This is a genomic window from Mycobacterium sp. NGS68 (assembly GCF_059812195.1).
On record NZ_JCALCE010000001.1, the window covers coordinates 435,578 to 452,795 of the forward strand.

At 66.5% G+C, this 17,218-nt stretch carries 16 protein-coding genes; 3 read left to right on the top strand and 13 right to left on the bottom strand.

Annotated features, from left to right (window positions below; genetic code table 11):
* Window positions 1-36 precede the first annotated feature (36 nt).
* Both AC5Y5V_RS01935 and AC5Y5V_RS01940 read left to right on the top strand, forming a co-directional pair.
* Complete coding sequence (locus tag AC5Y5V_RS01935) at window positions 37-420, top strand: RidA family protein (protein ID WP_499930895.1); 384 nt, start codon at window positions 37-39, stop codon at window positions 418-420.
* 39 nt (window positions 421-459) lie between these two features.
* Window positions 460-1,242 carry an MBL fold metallo-hydrolase gene (locus AC5Y5V_RS01940; RefSeq protein WP_499930896.1) on the top strand — a complete coding sequence of 261 codons (783 nt, stop codon included), beginning with the start codon at window positions 460-462 and terminating at the stop codon, window positions 1,240-1,242.
* Window positions 1,243-1,384: 142 nt separating this feature from the next.
* Here AC5Y5V_RS01940 and AC5Y5V_RS01945 read toward each other — a convergent pair whose 3' ends face one another.
* Entirely contained in the window at window positions 1,385-2,545 is a 1,161-nt protein-coding gene (locus tag AC5Y5V_RS01945; protein ID WP_499930897.1) for a hypothetical protein, read from the bottom strand.
* On the bottom strand, window positions 2,538-3,512 hold the full coding sequence (locus tag AC5Y5V_RS01950) for a metal-dependent hydrolase (protein WP_499930898.1): 975 nt from the start codon (window positions 3,510-3,512) through the stop codon (window positions 2,538-2,540). Before AC5Y5V_RS01950 ends, AC5Y5V_RS01945 begins: the two co-directional genes overlap by 8 nt.
* A gap of 113 nt (window positions 3,513-3,625) precedes the next feature.
* On the opposite strand from AC5Y5V_RS01950, the gene AC5Y5V_RS01955 reads away from it, so the two are divergent.
* Entirely contained in the window at window positions 3,626-4,225 is a 600-nt protein-coding gene (locus tag AC5Y5V_RS01955) for a TetR/AcrR family transcriptional regulator (protein ID WP_499930899.1), read from the top strand.
* 13 nt (window positions 4,226-4,238) lie between these two features.
* Here the strand turns inward: AC5Y5V_RS01955 and AC5Y5V_RS01960 are convergent, their stop codons facing one another.
* The 11 genes from AC5Y5V_RS01960 to AC5Y5V_RS02010 form a co-directional block, all read right to left on the bottom strand.
* Complete coding sequence (locus tag AC5Y5V_RS01960) at window positions 4,239-6,476, bottom strand: NADP-dependent isocitrate dehydrogenase (RefSeq protein WP_499930900.1); 2,238 nt, start codon at window positions 6,474-6,476, stop codon at window positions 4,239-4,241.
* Window positions 6,477-6,578: 102 nt separating this feature from the next.
* Window positions 6,579-6,893: a hypothetical protein gene (locus AC5Y5V_RS01965; RefSeq protein WP_499930901.1), complete on the bottom strand. Its 315-nt coding sequence runs from the start codon at window positions 6,891-6,893 to the stop codon at window positions 6,579-6,581.
* A gap of 92 nt (window positions 6,894-6,985) precedes the next feature.
* Window positions 6,986-7,549, bottom strand: a complete 564-nt coding sequence (locus AC5Y5V_RS01970; protein WP_499930902.1) for a hypothetical protein — start codon at window positions 7,547-7,549, stop codon at window positions 6,986-6,988.
* On the bottom strand, window positions 7,549-8,289 hold the full coding sequence (locus AC5Y5V_RS01975; RefSeq protein ID WP_499930903.1) for a PP2C family protein-serine/threonine phosphatase: 741 nt from the start codon (window positions 8,287-8,289) through the stop codon (window positions 7,549-7,551). Before AC5Y5V_RS01975 ends, AC5Y5V_RS01970 begins: the two co-directional genes overlap by 1 nt.
* 2 nt (window positions 8,290-8,291) lie before the next feature.
* Window positions 8,292-9,644: an aromatic ring-hydroxylating oxygenase subunit alpha gene (locus AC5Y5V_RS01980; RefSeq protein ID WP_499931097.1), complete on the bottom strand. Its 1,353-nt coding sequence runs from the start codon at window positions 9,642-9,644 to the stop codon at window positions 8,292-8,294.
* Between the two features lie 21 nt (window positions 9,645-9,665).
* On the bottom strand, window positions 9,666-11,426 hold the full coding sequence (locus AC5Y5V_RS01985) for an N-acyl-D-amino-acid deacylase family protein (protein WP_499930904.1): 1,761 nt from the start codon (window positions 11,424-11,426) through the stop codon (window positions 9,666-9,668).
* 113 nt (window positions 11,427-11,539) lie between these two features.
* Complete coding sequence (locus AC5Y5V_RS01990) at window positions 11,540-12,322, bottom strand: enoyl-CoA hydratase/isomerase family protein (RefSeq protein WP_499930905.1); 783 nt, start codon at window positions 12,320-12,322, stop codon at window positions 11,540-11,542.
* Between the two features lie 19 nt (window positions 12,323-12,341).
* Window positions 12,342-13,865 carry a long-chain-fatty-acid--CoA ligase gene (locus AC5Y5V_RS01995; protein ID WP_499930906.1) on the bottom strand — a complete coding sequence of 508 codons (1,524 nt, stop codon included), beginning with the start codon at window positions 13,863-13,865 and terminating at the stop codon, window positions 12,342-12,344.
* 147 nt (window positions 13,866-14,012) lie between these two features.
* Complete coding sequence (locus tag AC5Y5V_RS02000) at window positions 14,013-15,167, bottom strand: TetR/AcrR family transcriptional regulator (RefSeq protein WP_499930907.1); 1,155 nt, start codon at window positions 15,165-15,167, stop codon at window positions 14,013-14,015.
* A gap of 60 nt (window positions 15,168-15,227) precedes the next feature.
* Entirely contained in the window at window positions 15,228-16,379 is a 1,152-nt protein-coding gene (locus AC5Y5V_RS02005; protein ID WP_499930908.1) for an acyl-CoA dehydrogenase family protein, read from the bottom strand.
* 2 nt (window positions 16,380-16,381) lie between these two features.
* Complete coding sequence (locus tag AC5Y5V_RS02010) at window positions 16,382-17,209, bottom strand: SDR family NAD(P)-dependent oxidoreductase (RefSeq protein ID WP_499930909.1); 828 nt, start codon at window positions 17,207-17,209, stop codon at window positions 16,382-16,384.
* Between the last annotated feature and the right edge of the window lie 9 nt (window positions 17,210-17,218).

Here is a 17,218-nt window from a genome sequence, read left to right on the forward strand (position 1 = left end):
AGGCATTCATCCGACTGCATCGAGGGGAGAGCCGCCATGCGAGAGGTCATCCCGGCGTGGATGAAGCCGATGTACGAGAACTATCAATTTGCGCCCGCGGTGATCGACGGGGATTACCTGCGGTGCTCGGGAATGTTGGGCATGCGTCCCGATCTGAGCGTGCCGGAAGATCCGACGGCGCAGTTCACCCAGGCGTTCGAGAATCTGCACGGGCTGCTGCAAGAGGCGGGGCTGACATTCGCGAACGTAACGGAGATGACCACCTACCACGTCGGCCTGCGGGCGCACCTGGACGAATTCGCCGCAGTCAAGTCCAAGTTCCTGGCCGCCCCGTTCCCGGCCTGGACCGCCGTCGGAACCACCGAATTGGCCGCTCCGGGGGCGTTGGTCGAGATCCAAGTCACTGCGCGGATCGCATAACACCCGCGCCGTGGGAGGCCGCGTGGCACGATATCGCCGGTGAAGGTCCATCATCTCAACTGCGGCACCATGAATTCCCCCGGCGTCATGATCGTCTGCCACGTGCTGCTCGTGGAAACGACCAACGGATTGGTGCTCGTCGACACCGGTTATGGCCTGCTGGACTGCGCCGACCCCAGCCGGATCGGCCCCTTCCGGCACGTGCTGCGCCCAGTCTTTGAACCCGGCGAGACCGCCGCCCGCCAGGTCGAAAGCCTCGGGTTCAGCCGCGACGACGTCCGCCACATCGTCGTCACCCACTTCGACCTTGACCACATCGGCGGGCTCGCCGACTTCCCGGCGGCCCAGGTCCATGTCACCGCCGCCGAAGCGCTGGGCGCGGTCCATGCTCCGTCGCGGCGCGAAAAGCTGCGCTACCGCAGCCAACAGTGGGCACACGGCCCCAACCTCGTCGAGTACGGCCCGACCGGTGAGGCGTGGCGCGGATTCGCCGCCGCCCGACCGCTCGAGGCCATCGACCCGGACATTGTCCTGGTGCCGATCCCGGGCCACACACGCGGCCACGCAGCGGTCGCCGTCGACGCAGGCCACCGCTGGATCCTGCACTGCGGTGACGCTTTCTACTACCTGGGCACCGTCGACGGGCACTCGCACGTGCCGGTTGCGCTCCGGCTTCAGGAGACGCTGTTCCCCTTCGACCGCAAACAGCTGCGCGCGAATCAGCGGCGCATCGGCGAGCTGTACCGGCGTCAGGAACCCGACTTGCTGATCGTGTCCGCGCACGACCCCACGCTGTACGCGCGCGCCCGCGACACCGCATAGTCAGCCCGGCAGGCTCGGGGCGAAGCTCAGCGGCGCGCTCGTCGAAACCCGCGACACTTAAACGACTGCGATGACACGCCGAGTAATGGCGCACCAGTTTAAGTCTCGAGATCGCCGCGGCCGCGCTCGCGGCCAAATCGCCCTACTGCACCCGGCCGACGGGCTCTGACGGGTCCGGCTCCGCCGCCACCGGCTCATCGCGCCGCGTCGTCGTCAGCACAGCGGCGATGCACAGGCCCGCGATGACGAAGCAGCCGATGGTGTACCAGATATTGCCCACCGGATCCCCGTGGGCGGTAACGCCGTTGGTGGCGTCGAGGTATGCGGGCAGCGCCGTCACCCACAGCAGCGCCATCACGGCCAGATACACGACGGCGTACCCGACGACGAAGGGGTTGGAATAAGGCGGACTGGGATCGCCGTCGCGCCGTCTTCGCCACTGCCTGACCAGCACCGCCACCGCGACCATGCTGACGGCCAATAGCTCCAGCGCGTAGGCGAATCCGGCTGCGGTGCTGCTCTTTGACAGACCCCCGGCGACGGTGGCGGGCAGCGGCAGCAGCACGGTGCCTATCGACGCGAGGACCCCGACAGCGACGGTGCGCCAAAGGATCTGGATGCCGGTGAACCCCTGGCCGTCATCCGCGCGCCGGCCGACGAAGAACTGGACACAGAACGCCAGCGACATCGGCCACAGCGTGGCGAACACGACGACGCTGGGCAGCGGCACCGAGCCGAACATCGGCTGATTCATCGGGTTGCCGAGATCCCACTCCCACCAGCGCAATTGCGGTCCGAGGTGGTCGAAGATCTCGTAGAACGCGTGGTGCACGAAGCCGACGCAAACCGCCCCGATCAGCGTGCCGTAGCGGCGGAACACGCCGAGAGATCGGACGAGCTCGAACGCCACGGTTGCCATCACCGGATAGATCGCGACGATGTAGAGCGGCAGCCGTCCCCAGAGGAACTCCACCGTGAACACGTTGTGCGCGAACATGGTACGCACGTGGTCCTGGAGTCCGAAGGCGGCGGGGAAGTACAACGGCGGCTCGATGATCAGCAGGTAGGCGATGGCGCCGAACCACAGCACCAGATTGGTCGGATCGTTGTGGCGGCGCCACCGGATGACGGCGTACACCAGCGCCAATACCGCGCCGGCGACGATCGTCGCCTCGAGAACGGGAAGCGTCCAGTTCTCCAGACCAAACGGGTTGCGCACCTTGACAAAGCCGCCCGCATCCTGGCAGCTGAATCCCAGCCGGCGGGCGAGATCCGCGAACGTCGGCGTGCACATGTCAGCCATAGAGCGCTCCCGCCGCTCCCGCCGCTCCCGCCGCTCCCGCCTTGTGGGCTGCCGCGTCGGCGGTGTACCAGTGGGTCACGTCATAGCCCGCGTCGTAGCGTTCGAACCATTGCCCGGCCAGGTCGGGCAGGTTCTCCTGGGTCGGATCGTGTTTGGGCAGCTGGCTGCACACGATGCCGGCCATCGCGATCAACTGCTCGCGCAGCGGCAGATGGGCGAACGCGTTGACGACGGGTCCGTTGTCGACCGCGCGTCGGAACGGAAGCCGCTGCAGCAGGGCCTGTTTGCGCCGATAGGTGCCGAACGTGGATAGCGCGTCCACCTTGCGCACCTCGAGTGGGATGTGCTTGTTGAAGCCCCTGGCGGCGATCCGCACGGTGTTGAGCACGTGCCGGAAGATCGACGGTGCCATTTGAACCCGGTACCAGGGGTCGCCGACCACTCCGTCGTAAATGATCAGTGCCGAGCTGCGATGTTCCACCTCTTCGACGAAGTGCCACAGGAACAGCGACGCCACCCGGTCGTCGCCGGGCGCGAACAGGGTGCGGTCGTTGTCCAGCATGAGCTTGAAGACGGGGGTGAACGTGGCCTCAAGGTCGGCGGTGTACGCCAGCCGGTACCTCAGCGGCTTGTTATTGGTCAGGTCGTCGAACGACGCCATCACCTCGTCATAGGTTTCTTTGAGCCCGGGATACGCCTTGATCAACCCGCGGATATGACCGCGGTGGGCCATCGAGTGCTGGCCCTCCTGGCGGACGAACGCGTCCGCCTCCTCGGCCACCACGGGGTCGTCGATCAACGGCATGGCTTCGCTGATCATGCTGACGATCATCTTCTCGAACGGAACCGCCAGGAAGGACACGGCATTGGCCATGGCGGAGAACGCCGGATTGGCCTCGTTCCACAGGAAGGGGACCGGGTGATCGGAGAATCCGAAGCGCATCTTCCGCACCTGCAGGTCCGTCATGCCATCCGCCCCTCCGCGCACATCATACAAATACTCACAGAACTGTATGATTACACCGGGCGAGTCGAAGTGTCAACGCCGCTATCCTGCTTGGGTGTCGAGGGATTGCTGCGGTGCCGCGTAGACGCGGATGGGGCGGCAGTCCGCCCGCCACAGACGAGGAAGCCGCCCAGCGGATCGTCGCCGCCGCAGTGCAGTTGCTCGCGGAAACCGGCTCGGAGATCAGCATTTCCGACGTCGCCGCGTCGCTGGGCGTCATCCGGCAGACGGTGTACCGCTACTTCCCTACTGCGGAGGCGTTGATGCGGGCCGCGGCCATCGCATCGGTCGACGAATTCATCGACAACCTCACCGCGGCGGTCACCGGCATCCACGATCCGGCGGACGCCATGACCGAGGGCGTGCTCTACAGCTTGGAAGCGGTCGCCAGGACACCGCATCTCGGGATCCTGCTGACCACACCCAACCTCAGCGCGCAAGCGGGCGGCGTCGCCTCCGACGAGGCTCAGGACATCGGGATGCGGATGATCGAACGGTTCGACGTGGACTGGGCCCGTTACGGTTACGACGACACGGCCCTGCGCGAACTCGTCGAGTTCACGTTGCGCACCATGCTGTCGTTCTGGGTCGCACCGAACGATCCGGCGCGCTCGCCCGACGAGCTACGCCGCTTCATCCGCCGTTGGCTGGGCGGTGCGATCCTGGCGCAGTGACCGGCGCCGCGCGTCAGTCGTTGGCGCCCGCCAACGCGTCGTTGAACGTCTTGCTCGGCCGCATCACCGCCGCGGTCTTGTCGGGGTCCGGGTAGTAGTAACCGCCGATGTCGACCTCTTCGCCCTGCGCCTTGTTCAGCTCGCTGACGATGGTTTCCTCGTTCTTGGCCAGCTTCTCGGCCAGCGGGGCGAAGTGCTCGGCCAGCTTCTTGTCGTCGGTCTGATCGGCGAGTTCGCGCGCCCAGTACAGCGCAAGGTAGAACTGGCTGCCCCGGTTGTCGAGCTCGCCGGTCTTGCGCGACGGGCTCTTGTTCTCGTCCAGCAACTTGCCGATCGCCGCATCGAGCGTCGTGCCCAGAATCTTGGCCCGCTCGTTGTCCGTCTTGATACCGACGTCCTCGAAACAGGCTCCCAGCGCGAGGAATTCGCCGAGCGAGTCCCACCGCAGGTGGTTCTCCTCCACCAGCTGGTGCACGTGCTTGGGTGCCGAACCTCCGGCGCCGGTCTCGTACATCCCGCCGCCGGCCATCAGCGGAACGATGGACAGCATCTTGGCGCTGGTGCCGAGTTCGAGGATGGGGAACAGGTCGGTGAGGTAGTCGCGCAGGATGTTTCCGGTCGCCGCGATGGTGTCCTGGCCGCGGATCACCCGCTCCATCGTGTACCGCATGGCCCACACCTGCGGCATGATCTGAATCTCCAGGCCCTCGGTGTCATGGTCCTTGAGGTACGTCTTGACCTTCTTGCGGAGCTCCGCCTCGTGCGGCCGTTCCGTGTCCAGCCAGAAAACCACCGTCATGCCGGAGTTGCGCGCGCGGGTGACGGCCAGCTTGACCCAGTCCCGGATGGCGGCGTCGGTGACGATCGGCATGCGCCAGAGGTCGCCCTCCTCGACGTCCTGGCTCAGCAGGACCTCGCCGCTGTCGATGTCGACGATGTTCGCGACGCCGGCCTCGGGGATCTCGAAGGTCTTGTCGTGGCTGCCGTACTCCTCGGCCTGCTGCGCCATCAGGCCGACGTTGGGCACCGTGCCCATGGTGGTCGGATCGAACTGGCCCTGGGTCTTGCAGAAGTTGATCATCTCCTGGTAAATCCGGGAGAACGTGGACTCGGGGTTCACCGCCTTGGTGTCCTTGGGCCGGCCGTCAGCGCCGTACATCTTGCCGCCCAGGCGAATCATGGCGGGCATCGATGCGTCGACGATCACGTCGCTGGGCGAATGGAAGTTCGAGATTCCCTTCGCGGAATCCACCATGGCCAGCTCCGGCCGATGCTCATGGCAGGCGTGCAGGTCCCGGATAATCTCGTCGTGCTGCGAAGCGGGCAGCGACTCGATCTTGTTGTAGAGGTCGACCAACCCGTTGTTGACGTTGACGCCCAGCTCGTCGAACAGTTCCTGGTGCTTGGCGAAGGCGTCCTTGTAGAACACCTTGACCGCGTGCCCGAAGACGATGGGATGGCTGACCTTCATCATCGTCGCCTTGACGTGCAGCGAGAACATCACGCCGGTCTTGTGGGCATCCTCGATCTGCTCTTCGTAGAAGTCGCACAGCGCCTTCTTGCTCATGAACATGCTGTCGATAATGTCGCCGTCCTGCAGCGCCACCTTGGGCTTGAGCACGATGGTCTCGCCGCGCTTGGTGACCAGCTCCATCCGTACGTCGAGGGCCTTGTCCAGCGTCATCGACTTCTCGCCGTGATAGAAGTCGCCGTGCCTCATGGTCGCGACGTGGGTGCGCGACGCCATGGACCACTCGCCCATGCTGTGCGGGTGCTTGCGCGCGTACTCCTTGACCGCCTTGGGTGCACGACGGTCCGAGTTGCCTTCGCGGAGCACCGGGTTGACCGCGCTGCCAAGGCATTTGGCGTAGCGCTCCTTGGTTTTCTTCTCCTCGTCGGTCTTCGGGTTCTGGGGGTAGTCAGGAATCTTGTAGCCCTTACCCTGCAGTTCCTTGATGGCGGCCACCAACTGTGGCACCGACGCGCTGATGTTGGGCAGCTTGATGATGTTGGTGTCCGGGTCCTGGGTGAGCTTGCCGAGCTCGGCGAGATTGTCGGGCACCCGCTGTTCTTCGGTCAGGTCGTCGGGAAACTCGGCCAGGATGCGTGCGGCCACCGAGATGTCGCTGGTCTCGACCTTGATGCCCGCGGGCTCGGCGAAGGCACGCAATATCGGTAGGAATCCGTAGGTCGCCAGCAACGGCGCCTCGTCGGTCAGCGTGTAGATGATGGTCGGCTGCTCGTCGCTCATGGCGGTTCTCCCGGCGTCACTGTCGTGGGTTTGAGGCGCTCCATGGTGTAACGGCTCCCAGTATCGCGGCTCGGCAACCTCGGCGGGTGCCCGGGTCTGTTGTCAGCGGTGCACCGGGTCCGACAGCAGCCAGGCGATCAGCGAGATACCGCCGCCCACGATGAGCGCGGTGACCGCGGTGCCGGCCGCAGTGCCTGTCGCAAGCGACACCCAGCGGCGTGCATCCCGTCGTAGGGCCGCGGCCACCGCGGCGGCAACTAGCAGCAGTGCGGTCGGGAAGCAGACCAGACCGAGCAGCAGCGCGTCGCTGATTGTCGCGCCCGACAGCGTCAAAGCGGCATAGCCGAGCGCCGTCAGCAGCGGTCCGAGGGGAATACCGGCGATGACGAACCGGCGATCCAGCCTCGTCGTTCGCATTGCGACATTGTCGCGGCTCAGCGCCCGGTGCGACGCGGCATTCGCGGGCGGCGTCACCAACCCGGTACTCGGCGAGTGGTGCAGCCGGGCGCCTACGGCTCGACGGAGATGCGCAGCGACGCCGTGGGACTGGCGCCGACGGCCTCGTGCGTGGCGACGTTGGTCCTGGTCACATGGATGGCGCCGTTACCCCGGCCGACGGTGAAGCCCTGCTGGGCGTCGATCTGCATCTCGAGCTGATAGGTGATGGTCTCACCGCGCTTCAGGTCGAACGGTGGGACGAGGGTCTGCAAGATGAAGTCCATGCCGCCGCCTTCGCGGTCGTACGGGACGGAAACCCACGCGTTGGTGTTCGGGTCGAGCATGCGCATCGACCCGTTGGGCATCATCTTGAGCCCCGGTGAGCCGCACTCGCAGTGGCTCAGCGACACCACCAGCCCCACCTGGGCGATGTCGTCGGCGCTCGAGTTGGCCAGGGTGATGCTGTACCGCATCGGAGGTCCGCCCGGTCGCACGGTGGTGTCGCCTTCTGCGGCCATCGTGATGTCGATGCCGTCGGCCGAACCGGTGGGGCCCGGGGTGGCGAACGAGACGGGGGCGCACGCGACGAAGACGGCGGCCAGGGCCGCGACGAGAGCCGCCACACGGCCGGCCATCAGCCGGCCTCGGTTATGTCGATGACGACGGCGGTGACGTTGTCCGGCCCGCCCGCTTGGTTCGCGGCCTCGATCAGCGCCGCGCACGCAGCCTCGGGTGCGGGATGCGAATCCAGGATCTGAGCCAGCGCGGCTTCGCCGACGACACCGTGCAGGCCATCGCTGGACAGCAGGACCCGGTCACCGGGCCGCAGCTCCACTGTTGAGGTTTCCGCCACCGCCCGCGGGTACATCGCCACGTGCCGGGTGATGATGTTGCGGCCCGGGTGCTGGTCGGCGTCTTCGGGAGCGACCTCGTGGGAGTCGAGCAGTTCCTGGATCACGCTGTGGTCATGGGTGAGCTGTCGCAGCTCCCGCTCGCGCCGGAGGTACGCGCGGCTGTCGCCCAGGTGGACCACCAGAGCACGCAGCCCTGAGACGACGACCGCCACCAGCGTGCTGTTGGCCCCGGCAACGCGGGGATCGGTGTCGGCGTAGGCGCGGAAGTCGTCGCAGAATTCCTCGACGGCGCGGCCCAGCGACTCGAGTGCGTCGGCGTCGTCGCCGTCTTTGAGGTGTCGGGCCAGATACGTCGGCAGGAGCTCGACGACCAGCTGAGCGGCCAGCGCCCCGTCGGTGCTGCAGGCCACGCCATCGGCGACCATGAATAATCCCTGGTCGCTGTCTGCGCCCCAGCGGTCCTGGTTATTGGTCCGTTGGCGGCCGATATCGCTGAGACCGGCGAACTGCAATCCGGTCACCGTCACCGCACACGGCCGGTGTCGCCCCCGGTCATCCGGTCCGATTCGGGCAGGTCGAGGTACCGCTCCAGGTTGCGGTGCATGTTGATGACGCGGCGCTCCTCGTTCGACAACACCAGGTGGGTGAACCCGGGTTGGTGCAAGCCGCGCTGTAAGCCCGCGAGCACCTGGACATCTTGGGTGAGGACGATACCGGGTTCGGCCTCGCCGGCGGTGGTGCGGACGTCGGTCGGCTTGTTGCGCGGCGCGCCCGACGGCATCCGCGTCATCAGGAACATGACCATCTCACCCTTGTCAGGATCCGCGACGGGGCCGGCAGCGGGCCGCGAGCACAGGATCGTCAGGTGGTCGGCGTTGGTCAGAAACGACATGTTCGGGAACACGTTGTACTGGTGCAGCCGGGTGATCCGGTCCGTGTCGGCCCAGTCCAGGTCCACCCCGCGGCTCGCGGCAAAGGCCCGGGTCTGGGCCGCGATCAGGTCCGGCACCGTCTGTCCCGGTTGCCGGTCGGCGGGAAACGGGGTGCCCTCCAGCGCGCCCATCAGCAGGCCCTGAGTGTAAACGTAAGCGTCCCAGACTTCTTCGTCGCTCAGCGTCCCGTCAAACCGTGGGCTTTGCACGCCGTAGGGCTGATCGGATTTGCCGGTGTGGCCCCAAATCTGCTGGGGCGCATGGATGTCGTCGACGCAGCGCAGCAGTTCGGGGTGCAGCGTCTGAATGTGATACGTCTCGCTGTAACCGTCGGCGATCGTCTTCCAGTTGGCGTCCACCTCGATGGTGAGCGTGGCGTAGCAGCGGAAGTCGCTCAGGTTGGTCCACGCGACGTCGTCGGGAATGGCCTCCAGGTACTCCAACAACGGCATCGCGCCGACGTCGAGGTTGACGAAGACCATCCCCTCCCACTCGTCCACGCGGACCGGCACCAGCGGGAAGTCGGACATGCGCAGCGCGCCGAAACCCTTGCGATTGGGCACCCGCTTGAGCGCGCCGACCAGGTCCCAGGTCCACCCGTGGTAGCCGCACTTCAGCTCGCGCAGGCCCGAACCCGAGCCGACGCACACCGAGTTGCCGCGGTGTCGACACGCGTTCTGGAACGCGCGCAGCACGCCGTCGTCACCGCGGACAATCAGCACACCGTAAGGACCGCAACGGTATTCGAAGTAGTCGCCGGGCTCGGCGACGTGGTCGACCATGCACGCGACCTGCCACACCTTCGGCCACATCCGCTCGATTTCCAGCTGAGCGAACGCCTTCGAGTAGTAGCGCTCCGCGGGGACCAGGGTGGGGCTTTCCGGGGGTGTGCCGATCGCGTCCTCGTCGCGGGTGCGGGCGGGATTTCCGGCGGTCCTGTCCACGTGCGTCGTCACGCGCGGACCCTAACGCGCTCCGCGCACCAGCCGGCCGGGGCGCGCCCCGGTGTCGACGTCCTTGCGGCGGGTGATGGTCCCGCTGACGATGGTCGCCGCGTATCCGCTGGCGCCCTGCAGGATCCGGTTGCCGCCGGCCGGCAGGTCGAAGGCCATCGCCGCGGGGTGCAGCTTCAGCGCATCCATGTCGATCACGTTGATGTCGGCCTTCTTGCCGGGCGCTATGGTGCCGCGGTCGGTGAGGCCGAACAGCTGCGCGGTGTCGTGCGACTGTTTGCGGATTACGTATTCCAGCGACAGTTTCTCGCCCCGCCTGCGGTCGCGCGCCCAGTGCGTCAGCAGGAACGTGGGGTAGGAGGCGTCGCAGATCATGCCGCAGTGGGCGCCACCGTCGGACAGGCCCAGCACCCCGGCCGGGTGCAGCATCATCTCGCGGATCGCGTCGCAGTTGCCGTCGGCGTAGTTGAACAGCGGCAGCATCAGCATGGCCGTCGCGTCACGTTCCAGCATGAGGTCGTAGAGCGTCGACAGCGGATCCTCGCCGCGGGCCTTGGCGATCGCGGCCACGGTGCGGTCCGCGGTGGGCTCGTAGTCGGGCGGGTCGCCCAGCGCATACAGCCGGCCCAGCGAGTGCTGCACCAGCGCGAACATGCCGTCGAACAGCAGCGACGGGTCGACGGGCAGGTCGTCCTCGGACAGGATGGCGGCCTTGACGGCGGGGTCGCCGAGGCGTTGGGTCAGCTCGTCGCGGCTGCATTCGGCCTTGAGTCGACGGTAGGTGGGCCGATGGCTAAAGCCGTGATGCCCCTGGAAGCCGATCATCATGCCGAACGGGCGCGCCGCCACCTGCGGGTACAACCGGCTGCCCGCCGCATGCGCGGCCGCGGAGCGATCCAACTGTTCGCGCCACAGGTTCGGGTCCGCGTCCACCTGGATGAGCGCGAACGACACCGGCCGGTCGATCTCGCCGCTCAACCGCCGCATCCATTCCAGTTCCTTCTTGGGCCCGACGATGTCCTCGCCCGCCGCGCCCTGCGGCGCCAGTTCGAACACCGCCTGTCCGCCTGCGGCCATGGCGCGGCCGAGCCCGAACAATTCGTCTTCGGCGGCAAACGTTCCCGGGACGGGTTCGCCGTCCATCGCACGGTGCCCCAACGTGCGCGAGGTCGAGAACCCGAGCGCGCCCGCTTCGATCCCCTCCTGGACCAACCGGCTCATCGCCGCGATGTCGTCGGGGGTGGCAGGCTCGTTGCGCGCGCCCCGCTCGCCCATCGCGTAGGCGCGCACGGCGCCGTGGGCGATCTGGCTGCCCACGTCGACCGCGAATTTCTGCTTGCCGATCGCGTCGAGGTACTCGGGGTAGGTCTCCCAGCCCCAGGTGATGCCCTCGGTCAGGGCGGTGCCCGGGATGTCCTCGACGCCCTCCATCAACTCGATTAGCCATTGCTCACTGCCCGGGCGGACCGGTGCAAAGCCGACGCCGCAGTTGCCGGTGACCACGGTCGTCACCCCGTGCCCGCTCGACGGTTCCAGCGAGCTGTCCCAGCTCACCTGGCCGTCGTAGTGGGTGTGGATGTCGACGAAGCCGGGGGCCACCACGTGTCCCGTCGCGTCGATGGTCTCTGCGGCCGCGCCTGCGAGTTCGTCGGCGTCCGAGCCGCGCCGGGCGACCTCGACGATCTTGCCGTCCTTGATGCCGATGTCGGCGCGATACCGTTGGGCGCCGGTGCCGTCGACGACGGTGCCACCGATGATTTTCAGGTCAAACATGAATTCCTCCAGGGCAGCGAACCCGGGCTTGATCGGATATTACGATACCGCAAGTAGCGTAACTCAAGACGCTAGTCCTCGGGACCGATCGCGTCAATGAATGGGCGGCTCGGCTATCGATCGAGGAACTTGCGCGCGGCCTCGTGGTGGTCCGGGCTCAGCAGCGCGATCACCTGAGAGCGCAGTTCCAACTCCAGGTGCTCACGGAAACCGCCGGCGCCGACGCTGGCGTTGAGCAACTCCTTGGACATCCGCATCGCCAACCGTGGCCGCGCGGCCATGGTGGCGGCGAGCTCGATCGCCTCGCCCAACGGGTCGTCGACGACACGCTGAGCCAGGCCGAGGCGATGTGCGCTCGCGGCATCGATGGTCCCGCCGGTGTAGAGGACTTCGCTGGCGGCGCCGGCACCGATGATCCTGGGTAGCAGCCAGGACAGGCCGATGTCCCCGACGGTCATCCCGATCTTGACGAACGGTGCCGTGAATTGTGCGTCGGCGGAACAGATGCGGACGTCCGCCGCGGCGGCCAGCGAGAATCCGCCGCCCACGGCGTGGCCGCGCACTGCGGCGACGACGGGTTGCGGCACCTCGCGAAGTGCGACGACGGTCTCGGTCGCCTTGCGCGCGACCGCGTAGGCGTGAGCGATCGGATCCTGATCATCGTCGGCCAACGCCGTGGTGAGATCCATTCCCGCGCAGAACGCGCGGCCCGCGCCCGTGATGACGATGGCACCGCAGCTTCCGCTGGAGCCCACCTCACCCAGCGCGCGCTCGAATGCGGCAAGGGTTTCGGCGGTGACCGCATTGAGCTTCTGGGGGCGGTTGAAGGTGACGACGCCGACACCGTCTTCGCGCAGTTCGACGAGAATGTCGCCGTAGTCCGACCGCTGAGTCATTCCTCTTCCCTGCTCTTCCTTACTCGGAGTGCCGTTCGCGCAACACGCCTTTGAGGATCTTGCCCGCGCCCGACACGGGGAATTCCGTGACGATCTCCATGCTGCGCGGCGCCTTGTAGCCGGCAATTTCTTTCTTGCAATGCGCGCGCAGGTCCTCGAGTTCGCAGGAGCCACCCGGCGCGAGGCTGACGACAGCGTGCACCCGCTCTCCCCATTGCGCATCCGGCACACCGATCACCGCGCACTGGGCGACCGCGGGATGCTTGGCGACGGCGTTCTCCACCTCGACGGAGTACACGTTCTCGCCGCCGGAGATGATCATGTCCTTGATCCGGTCGGCAATGAACACGAACCCGTCCTCGTCCATGTAGCCGCCGTCGCCGGTGTACATCCAGCCGTCGCGGATCGCGGCTGCGGTCTCGGCGGGCTTGTTCCAATATCCCAGCATGACGTTCTCACCGGACACGACGATCTCGCCGACCGAGCCGCGCGGTACCTCATTGCCGCTTGGGTCGACGATCTTGACCAACGCATGCGGCGCCGCACGCCCCGCCGAGCGTCTCAGCGCAGGATCGGCGTGGTGTTCGTTGCGCAGGATGGTCGCCACCGGCGAGAGTTCCGTCATGCCGTAGGCCTGCGTGAACTCGGCCATGGGAAAAGCCTTGCGGGCGCGGTCGAGGAGCGCCTCGGAGATGGGGGACGCGCCGTAGGTCACCTGCTGCAAACCGGACAGGTCGAACTCGGCCCGGCGCGGATGATCGACGGTCATCTGGATCATCGTCGGCACCAGAAGCACATCGGTGACCCGGTGCTCGGCGATCGCGGCCATGACCGCGACCGGTTCGAACGACGGGATGAACACGTGTGCTCCACCCAGTGCCGAGTGGACGACCGCGGAGCCCAGATCGGCCAGATGGAACATCGGCGCGGCATGCAGCACGCGGCCATGTGGGGTCACCGTGCCGGCCGCCGCACAGCCGAGCGCCGAGGCGAACAGGTTGCGATGGCTGAGCATCACGCCCTTCGGGAAACCGGTAGTGCCCCCGGTGTAGAAGATGCCGGCCAGCGCGTCGCCGCTGCGATGTGCGTCCGGTATCGGATCTGACTCTGCGACAAGGGCTTCGAACGACACCATGCCGTCGGGCGTCGGCGCATCGCCACAGTGGACGACGGTCTCCAGCTCCGGCGCCAGCTCGCGTACCTCCGCCAGCATCGGGACGAACGCGTCGTCGACCGCGAGCATCCGAACGCCCGACTCGACGAGCGAGTACGCAATCTCCTTGGCGCTCCAGCGCGTGTTCACCGGCACGATCACCGCATCCGCCCACGCGATCGCGTGCATCAGTTGGTAGTACCGGTCGGAGTTCAACGCGAGAATGGCGACGCGGTCCCCGGATTCGGCGCCGCGGGCGCGCAGGCCCCCGGCAAGCCGTGCCACCAGCTCGTGCAACTCGGCATGCGTCAGGGTGCGCTCGCCGCAGATCGTGGCGGTGTCGCTCGGCTTCTGCTGCAGGTTGCGGTGCAACGGCTGGGTGAGATACATCGTTTCTAATCCTTCGATCTGGGCTGCATCGAGATGTTCAATATTTACTTATTACACAAGAGCGATGCTTGACAACGGATACGGCGCTAACTAACCATCATTGTTGCTTAAGGCCTATTAACTTAGATGGCAGGACCGGCCGTGCCCTCAGGCCGAGAACAGCACCGCGCCGGCCATCGCGGCGAGATCGTCGGCGACGCCGGGATCATTCGACTGTTGTTCGATCTGGGCCATGTTGTGAATGACCGCGAGCGCGGTGTGCACCAACACGCGGGCCGAGCGCTCGTCGAGTGCCGGCCGCGCACCGCGCAGCAGCGCCACCCACTCCGCGACATATTCCCGCTGCCGGGCGAGCCAGGCGTCGTCGACGCTGCGCTGCTCGGACAGCAACACCGAAGCCAAAACCGTCTGTTCCAGCGCTAATTGGACGTATCCCTGCACCAGATCGCGAAGCGCGCCGGCCGGCTCGTCGTTGTTGCGCAGGACCCTGTTCAGCAGCAGCCAGAGCGCGCTCACGCCCCGCGACATTGCCACGTCCAGAATGTCGGCCTTGCTGTCGAAGTAGCTGTAGAGGTTCGGGCCGGTGACCCCGGCCGCGGTGCCGATGTCGTTCAGCGATGTCGCCTCGAAGCCGTTGCGCTCAAACAGCATTACCGCGTGCATCAACAGGCTCTCGCGCTTCGACACCGGTTCCAGACGGGCGGGTGGCCGCCGGGGCGGCGCGGGCGACGTACTCGGCGCGACCGCGCACACCGCCCGGCATGCCGACAAGAGCAGTGCGATGAAATCGGCCTGCGGGAGCTTTGAGGCGTGAAAGCTCGGACTGGCCAGGATCGATTGCACTCCCCAAGCCAGCCGCTGCGCGTGCACATCCGACAACGCGGGGCGCTCGGTTTGGATCAGGTTCTGGTAGTTGCCGTTGTTGTCACGAAGCCGCCTGCGTAACCGGGCCAGCATTTCGGGATCCAGGTGCCGCGATTCGCGCCACCACAGCGCGCCGACGTCGCGCCGGCTCACCACCTGCGCGCACGCCGCAGCCAGCGCTTCATCCAGGGTCACGTCCACTTGATCGGTGGCCGCGATCACGTCGTCGAGGCTTCGGTCGATCACCGCGCCGAGCAGCACCGCCTTGTTCGAGAAGTGGCGGTACAGCGCGCCCGCGGTGATGCCGACGCTCTCGGCGATGTCCGCCATCGACACGTAGTGGTAGCCGCGCTCGACGATCAATTGACGTGCGGCTTCCACGATCTGGTCTTTGCGGTCCTTGGGCCGGCGGCGGACTGTCGCTACGGGAACGGACATGACACCTCCGGTCAGGCGGCGGCTAGGGAAACGACGGCTAAGGATACGTGCTGCGCGGCGCTACAGGGACCGGGCGATGATGTCCTTCATGACCTCGTTGGCGCCGCCGTAGATCTTCTGCACCCGGGCGTCTTCGTACAGCCGCGCGATGGGGTACTCGCGCATGTACCCGTAGCCGCCGAAGAGTTGCAGGCAGCGGTCGATCACCTGGCACTGCTGTTCGGTGAGCCACCATTTGGCCATCGCGGCCGTCGTCGCGTCGAGTTCGCCACGCAGATGCCTGTCGATGCACGAGTCGAGGAACACGCGGGCCACGTGCGCCTGGGTTTGGCATTCGGCCAGGGTGAACTTCGTGTTCTGGAAATCGAAGATCGTCTGGCCGAAGGCGTTGCGCGACTTGGTGTATGCGATCGTTTCCGCGACGGCGGCCTCCGTCGAGACGACGGCACTGACGGCGATGGTGAGCCGCTCCTGGGCCAGCTGGGTCATCAACTGGCCGAAGCCCTTGCCCTCGACGCCGCCCAACACGTTGTCGACCGGTACCCGCGCGTTCTCGAAGGACAACTCCGAGGTGTCGGCGCCGTGCTGGCCGATTTTGTCCAGGATCCGGCCGCGGGTGAAGCCGGCCAGGCCGTCGGTTTCGGCCACGATCAGGGACACGCCCTTGGCGCCCGCTTTCGGGTCGGTCTTCGCCACCACCACGATCAGGTCGGCCGTCGAGCCGTTGGTGATGAATGTCTTGGCGCCGTTGATGACATACTCGCCCCCGTCCCGAAGCGCGGTCGTCTTGACATTCTTCAGGTCCGAGCCGGCGCCGGGCTCGGTCATCGCGATCGCCGCGACCAACTCGCCGGAGGCCATCTTCGGCAGCCAGCGCCGCCGCTGCTCCTCGGTGCCGTAGGCCAGCAGGTAATGCGCGACGATGCCGCTGTGCACTCCATTGCCCCAGCTGGAGTCGAGCGCCCGGGCCTGGGCCTCGAGTACCGCGAGGTCGTGCGCGAAACTGCCACCGCCCCCGCCGTATTCCTCGGGGATCGAGCAGCACAGCAGGCCGAGGTTGCCCGCCTCAAGCCACACCCGTCGGTCGACGTGTTGTTGGGCCTCGAAGCGTTCCCGATGGGGCACCAGCTCTTTCGCGAAGAACTTATCCGCCAGCTCACCGAGGGCCGCGACCTCGTCGTCGCGCCAGGCGCTCGCGTAGGGGGTGCTCATCGTCAGGCCTCGAATCCGCCGCCGGTAACCAAAATCTGGCCGCTTACGTAGTCTGCCTCCGGATAGGTCAGCATGACAACCGACCCGGCCGCTTCCTCCGGCGTACCCGGGCGCCCCAGCGGGATCATCATCTGTGCGGCCGCCAGCAGGCCGGGGTTGACGCCGACCTTGATTTCGCGCCCCTCGATCTCGATGGTCGAATTGCCATCGGCGGCAACGGACGTCAATCGGGTCTCGATGAATCCGAAGGCCACTGCGTTGACGTTGACGTTGTAGCGCCCCCACTCCTTCGACAGGGTGCGGGTCATGCCGATGATGGCGGCCTTCGCGGACGAGTAGTTCACCTGCCCCGCGTTGCCGTACAGCCCGGCCACCGACGAGATGTTGACGACCTTGCGGTGCACCCGCTTGCCGGCTTCCTTCTCCGCTTTGACGGCCTTGCTGATGACGGGTTGCGCCGCGCGCAGGATGTGGAACGGCGCCTTCAGGTGAACGTCGAGTATCGCGTCCCACTGGTCGTCGCCCATCTTCTGAATGACGGAGTCCCACGTGTATCCGGCGTTGTTGATGATGATGTCCAACCCGCCGAATTCACTGGTCGCGGTTCCGACAAAGCGCTCGCCGAATCCTTCGGCGGTGACGCTGCCGGCGCAGACCACCGCGTTACCACCGGCTTTGGTGATCTCCGCGACGACCTCGTTGGCCGGGTCGGTGTCCAGGTCGTTGACCACGACGTTGGCGCCCTCGGCGGCCAGCTTCAGCGCGATCGAGCGGCCGATGCCGCGGCCCGAGCCGCTCACGATGGCGGTCTTGCCGTCCAGTTTCCCCATTGTCATTGT

Bases quoted from the DNA above. Each gene is read 5' to 3' on its own strand.
- AC5Y5V_RS01970 (WP_499930902.1), bottom strand. From the start codon at position 7,549: ATGGCCGGCCGTGTGGCGGCTCTCGTCGCGGCCCTGGCCGCCGTCTTC.
- AC5Y5V_RS01985 (WP_499930904.1), bottom strand. From the start codon at position 11,426: ATGTTTGACCTGAAAATCATCGGTGGCACCGTCGTCGACGGCACCGGC.
- AC5Y5V_RS01950 (WP_499930898.1), bottom strand. From the start codon at position 3,512: ATGACGGACCTGCAGGTGCGGAAGATGCGCTTCGGATTCTCCGATCAC.
- AC5Y5V_RS01945 (WP_499930897.1), bottom strand. From the start codon at position 2,545: ATGGCTGACATGTGCACGCCGACGTTCGCGGATCTCGCCCGCCGGCTG.
- AC5Y5V_RS01960 (WP_499930900.1), bottom strand. From the start codon at position 6,476: ATGAGCGACGAGCAGCCGACCATCATCTACACGCTGACCGACGAGGCG.
- AC5Y5V_RS01990 (WP_499930905.1), bottom strand. From the start codon at position 12,322: ATGACTCAGCGGTCGGACTACGGCGACATTCTCGTCGAACTGCGCGAA.
- AC5Y5V_RS01935 (WP_499930895.1), top strand. From the start codon at position 37: ATGCGAGAGGTCATCCCGGCGTGGATGAAGCCGATGTACGAGAACTAT.
- AC5Y5V_RS02010 (WP_499930909.1), bottom strand. From the start codon at position 17,209: ATGGGGAAACTGGACGGCAAGACCGCCATCGTGAGCGGCTCGGGCCGC.
- AC5Y5V_RS02005 (WP_499930908.1), bottom strand. From the start codon at position 16,379: ATGAGCACCCCCTACGCGAGCGCCTGGCGCGACGACGAGGTCGCGGCC.
- AC5Y5V_RS01995 (WP_499930906.1), bottom strand. From the start codon at position 13,865: ATGTATCTCACCCAGCCGTTGCACCGCAACCTGCAGCAGAAGCCGAGC.
- AC5Y5V_RS02000 (WP_499930907.1), bottom strand. From the start codon at position 15,167: ATGTCCGTTCCCGTAGCGACAGTCCGCCGCCGGCCCAAGGACCGCAAA.
- AC5Y5V_RS01965 (WP_499930901.1), bottom strand. From the start codon at position 6,893: ATGCGAACGACGAGGCTGGATCGCCGGTTCGTCATCGCCGGTATTCCC.